Here is a 4,006-nt window from a genome sequence, read left to right on the forward strand (position 1 = left end):
AAAACTGGACTAGACATAATGATTAGATTCCTGGTTCTCGCCCCACGCGATCAAGCGGACTTGCTATGACCCAGTGGCACCGTTCCAGCCTGACACGTAGGGCACCGCCCTGCTGAACATCGCCTGAGTTCGGCATCGATGGAGGTCCCCTCGGATTTCGGAGTGGGCCGCAGGCCGCTTGTGGAGGTGCGCGAAGCACCTCGGCAGCGCGTATCAGATGCGTTTGCCTCACGGGATCCGAAAGCGGGACTAGGGCTTTTCCGGGTTCTGGCCCTTGGCCTTGGAGCCCTTCCATAGCCGACGGGATTGGTGGCTGCCTGGGGTATGCAGCACCAGGACGGGGCAGTCCGCGTGGGCAACACACGCAGTGCTCACGGAGCCGAGGTGCATGCCCAGGAATCCCCCATGGCCCCGGCGTCCAACTACCAGCAATGAAGCGCCGGCCGCCGCTTCCACGAGCTTCGCCGCAGCCGGCCCGCGGATCAGTTGCGAGGTCAGCCTTTCCGGAGTCTCGTCACCGAACGCCTTTTCCAAGGCGTCTGCAAGAGTCTTCGATGCAGCCTCTTCAAACCGGGCGAAATCCGGTGGAACGTATCCGGCGTAAATCTCTGGAAAATCCCAGCAGGCAATAGCGACAATAGTGGCGTCCAGGGCCGGCGCCAGTTGCGCCCCCAGACGGAGCGCCTGGATGGACGCTTCCGAACCGTCCACGCCGACAAGAACCTTCTCTTCCGCTTCCATGATCATTCTCCTTCGAAGGTGAATCCCGTGGTTGTTCCTCGTTTGCAGCTCCCATTAGAGTTAGCTGTGTGCCGAGCATATGTGCACCCGCAGGGCTAACGGAACCGCCTACGGATGTTTCTCGGGACTGTCCCGGAATCTGATGCTATCTAGATCCCACCACCGATGTAGCCGTATGGGCTCCTGCAGTGTCCACGGGTCCGTCCACACCGTGTATCCGCTCGCCTTATCGACAAATTCGCGGGACCAAGAGCCTTGAGCTGCGATCCAGAGACCGGATGAGTCTGGCATGCCATCTTCGACCATGCCCCGTCGGTGAAGGTCATTGTCGAGATGAACGTCCACCACCGTTCCGGCTGGGGATTCCCACTCGTCCGTGCGGCGCATCCCTGGGACTGCCACGTGTCTGTTAGTCATTCTGTACGTCGTAAGTAGTGCCGGGTTCAATTCCTGCTGGCGTTGTGCATGGGTGAGCAGTCCGTCCGTGCCCGGGCCGGATGGCTGCGGGACGGCGGGGCCGGTCGGGTTGGGTGGGGCTATTTTTTCAGTGACTGTGCGATCTGTGTCATGACGGTGTTGTCGGCCAGGGTGGTGGCGTCTCCTACTTCGCGGCCTTCGGCGACGTCTTTGAGGAGGCGGCGCATGATTTTGCCGGAGCGGGTCTTGGGCAGTTCCGGGACCACGAGGATGGTTTTGGGTTTGGCGATCGGGCCGATTTCCTTGGCCACGTGGTTGCGGAGTTCCTGAACGATCGCGTCGCCGGTGTCCACGACGTCGCCGCGGAGGATCACGAACGCGACGACGGCCTGGCCGGTGGTCTCGTCCGCGGCGCCGACGACGGCGGCTTCGGCGACGGCGGGGTGGGAGACCAGGGCTGATTTGATCTCGGTGGTGGAGAGCCGGTGCCGAGGGTGTTCATGACGTCGTCCACGCGGCCCAGGAGCCAGATGTCCCCGTCCTCGTCTTTCTTGGCGCCGTCGCCGGCGAACCGAACGCCGCCTGGTCCTACCCGCGGCCGACGCCCCAAGCCCGGATGATCAAAGGCCACGTTGCCTTCGCACCCGGCGGGGGCGTCATCGTCACCGACGACCGTCCCTGACCGTCCACATACGCGCCGGCTGCCTTCTGCCCCCACAGTTTTGTCCTGTCAATCCAAAGATAAGAGAGTACCCGCATGCCACGCATTCCCGCCCACACCGTTGCCGCAGCACCCGAAGCCTCCCAAGGGATCGCCCGGAAACTGGAGCAGAAAATGGGCAAGCTACTCAACATCCACGCCGGCATGGCACACTCCCCGGCCGTGATCGCCTCCTACGAGGGGATCTCCGCCGCCATCGCCGCGCACGGCAGCTTCGAAGCCCGCACCCGCGAAGCGGTCGCCCTGGCCGTCGGAAACCAGAACGGCTGTGACTACTGCCAGGCCGCACACACCCTCTCGGCACGCCGGGCAGGGCTGGACGACGAGCAGATCCTCGCGATCCGCGCCGGCGAAGTGGACTTCGACGACAAACTCGCAACGATCACCGGCGTCGCCCGTGAAGCCGCGGCCCGGACCGGGAACGTCTCCGACGCGACCTGGCAGGCTGCCCTTGACGCCGGCTGGAGCGCCGAGGAGCTCTCCGAGGCGTTCGCCCACATCGCGGCAAACCTGTTCACCAACTACTTCAACCACTACGCCGGAACAGAACTGGACCTTCCCGCCGTCCCGGAACTGACCGCCTGAGACCCCGAGCAGGTGGAAGGGAGCATCGGCCCCCTTCCACCCGGTCTGCGGTTTCACCTCCAAACCAGCAGGCCGGCAGGGCGCGGCGGTCACCCGCAGCCGGGCCCCGCCGGGCGGGGGGTACTGTCCTCGTCAGTGCGCTGTTGCCAGGGCCGCGGGAAGTTCGGTCAGGGCTGTGATGATGAATTCAGGAGCCTCAAAGTGGCCCGGGTAGCTACGCCCGGTCCTGTTCAGCCACGCTGTACGCAGCCCGGCACGGGCGGCGCCGTGGATGTCCCAGGGATGCACGGCCACCAGCAACATGCCGGCCGGGTCGGCCCCGGAAGCGGCGGCGGCATATTCATAGGAGGCCCGGGCCGGCTTCCAGGCGGGCGCGTCTTCGACCGAAAGCAGCGACTCAAATGCCTCCCGGATCCCGGCCTCGCTGAACAGCTTCCCAGCGATCTGGGCCGAGCCATTGCTGAGCGTAATCAGCCGGAACCCTGCAGCGGCGAGGGCCCTGATCCCCTCGGGGACATCCGGATGTACCCTGAGGCCGTTCATGCCGCCCATGACATGGTCGACCGCCGCGTCGAGAGGCCGGTTAAGCTCCGCTCCGGTCAGAAGTCCCCGGAGTGCGTCGGCCCCGATGGCGGCGAACGATCCGTTCTCTCCGCTGGCCGTCAGCGCGAAGCCGTCACGAAGCAGCGTGGCGAACCAGAGATTAGCCAGTTCAGCCGGCGCCCCGACCTCCCTGAAGCGTTCCCCCATGGGCGACATATCTGACAGGGTTTCGTTGACATCAAAGACAACGACTGAGATGGCGGTGGTCATGGATTCTCCTCGTGGTCGCGTGTACGTCTCCAGTGCAAGTCTGCCGCCTTACCGGATAAGAGTGAACCACTGGCGGCGCCAACCGGGCGTATCGGGGCCCGGTGTTCCCGGAAGGTGTAAGCGCAGGTATTATGCAAATTCCGTCTGGAAAAGTGCTCTTACCGCTCACCGATCCCGGGCGCTCTGTTTTCGCCGTCGTCGAAGAGGTAGAGGGCACTGGGGAATTCAGTAGCGGCGAACTGGCATTGGCCTTGGCTCTCGTTAGAGGTAGCTGCAGATGCGTTCGGGGTCGCAGGATGCGGGATCCCCTGCGGCCGCGGCGTCATGGAATTCGGCGACGGTTGCACGCAGCGCGGTGAGGTCTGCGATCTGGGCGTCGAGGTCGCGGAGTTGTTTGGCCAGCAGATCCTTCACATGTACGCAGGGGGCCTGGCCGATGTCCCGGACGGAGAGGATGTCTCCGATCTGGGCCAGGGTCAGTCCGGCGGTGCGGCCGCGGCGGATGAAGTCCAGCCGGCTGACCGTCGCGTGGGGGTAGTCGCGGTATCCGTTCGGTGTCCTGTCGGCGGCCGGCAGCAGGCCCCGACCCTCGTAGAACCGCAGCGTCTTGGCCGTCATGCCGGCGGCGACGCACTGAACGCCGAAGGCTGCCTGAGAATCTACAAGGACACCGCGACCGGGACCAGGGCCGACCGCCCCCAGTGGATCCTGTGCCTTGACAATCTGCGC

At 64.7% G+C, this 4,006-nt stretch carries 4 protein-coding genes and 2 pseudogenes; 2 read left to right on the top strand and 4 right to left on the bottom strand.

All coding sequences use genetic code 11. The annotated features are described in order from the left end of the window. Positions 1–249 precede the first annotated feature (249 nt). Positions 250–741 carry a universal stress protein gene (locus ACX80X_RS20985; protein ID WP_459313290.1) on the bottom strand — a complete coding sequence of 164 codons (492 nt, stop codon included), beginning with the start codon at positions 739–741 and terminating at the stop codon, positions 250–252. A gap of 536 nt (positions 742–1,277) precedes the next feature. Next, a pseudogene (locus ACX80X_RS20990) lies at positions 1,278–1,729 on the bottom strand (AMP-binding enzyme); the annotation flags it as partial. 33 nt (positions 1,730–1,762) lie between these two features. On the opposite strand from ACX80X_RS20990, the pseudogene ACX80X_RS20995 reads away from it, so the two are divergent. After that, a pseudogene (locus tag ACX80X_RS20995) lies at positions 1,763–1,840 on the top strand (hypothetical protein); the annotation flags it as partial. 75 nt (positions 1,841–1,915) lie between these two features. Further along, positions 1,916–2,464 (top strand): carboxymuconolactone decarboxylase family protein, encoded by a 549-nt coding sequence (locus ACX80X_RS21000; protein ID WP_252603929.1) that lies wholly within the window; start codon positions 1,916–1,918, stop codon positions 2,462–2,464. A 132-nt stretch (positions 2,465–2,596) separates the two neighbouring features. Here ACX80X_RS21000 and ACX80X_RS21005 read toward each other — a convergent pair whose 3' ends face one another. Both ACX80X_RS21005 and ACX80X_RS21010 read right to left on the bottom strand, forming a co-directional pair. Beyond that, positions 2,597–3,277, bottom strand: coding sequence for a haloacid dehalogenase type II (locus ACX80X_RS21005; protein ID WP_252603931.1), 681 nt, complete (start codon positions 3,275–3,277; stop codon positions 2,597–2,599). 261 nt (positions 3,278–3,538) lie between these two features. Continuing rightward, positions 3,539–3,895 carry a heavy metal-responsive transcriptional regulator gene (locus tag ACX80X_RS21010; protein ID WP_252603934.1) on the bottom strand — a complete coding sequence of 119 codons (357 nt, stop codon included), beginning with the start codon at positions 3,893–3,895 and terminating at the stop codon, positions 3,539–3,541. Positions 3,896–4,006 lie beyond the last annotated feature (111 nt).

Source organism: Pseudarthrobacter sp. MDT3-1 (genome assembly GCF_054510755.1).

Coding starts and splice junctions, on each gene's coding strand:
- ACX80X_RS20985 (WP_459313290.1), bottom strand. CDS start 741: ATGGAAGCGGAAGAGAAGGTTCTTGTCGGCGTGGACGGTTCGGAAGCG.
- ACX80X_RS21000 (WP_252603929.1), top strand. CDS start 1,916: ATGCCACGCATTCCCGCCCACACCGTTGCCGCAGCACCCGAAGCCTCC.
- ACX80X_RS21005 (WP_252603931.1), bottom strand. CDS start 3,277: ATGACCACCGCCATCTCAGTCGTTGTCTTTGATGTCAACGAAACCCTG.
- ACX80X_RS21010 (WP_252603934.1), bottom strand. CDS start 3,895: ATGACGGCCAAGACGCTGCGGTTCTACGAGGGTCGGGGCCTGCTGCCG.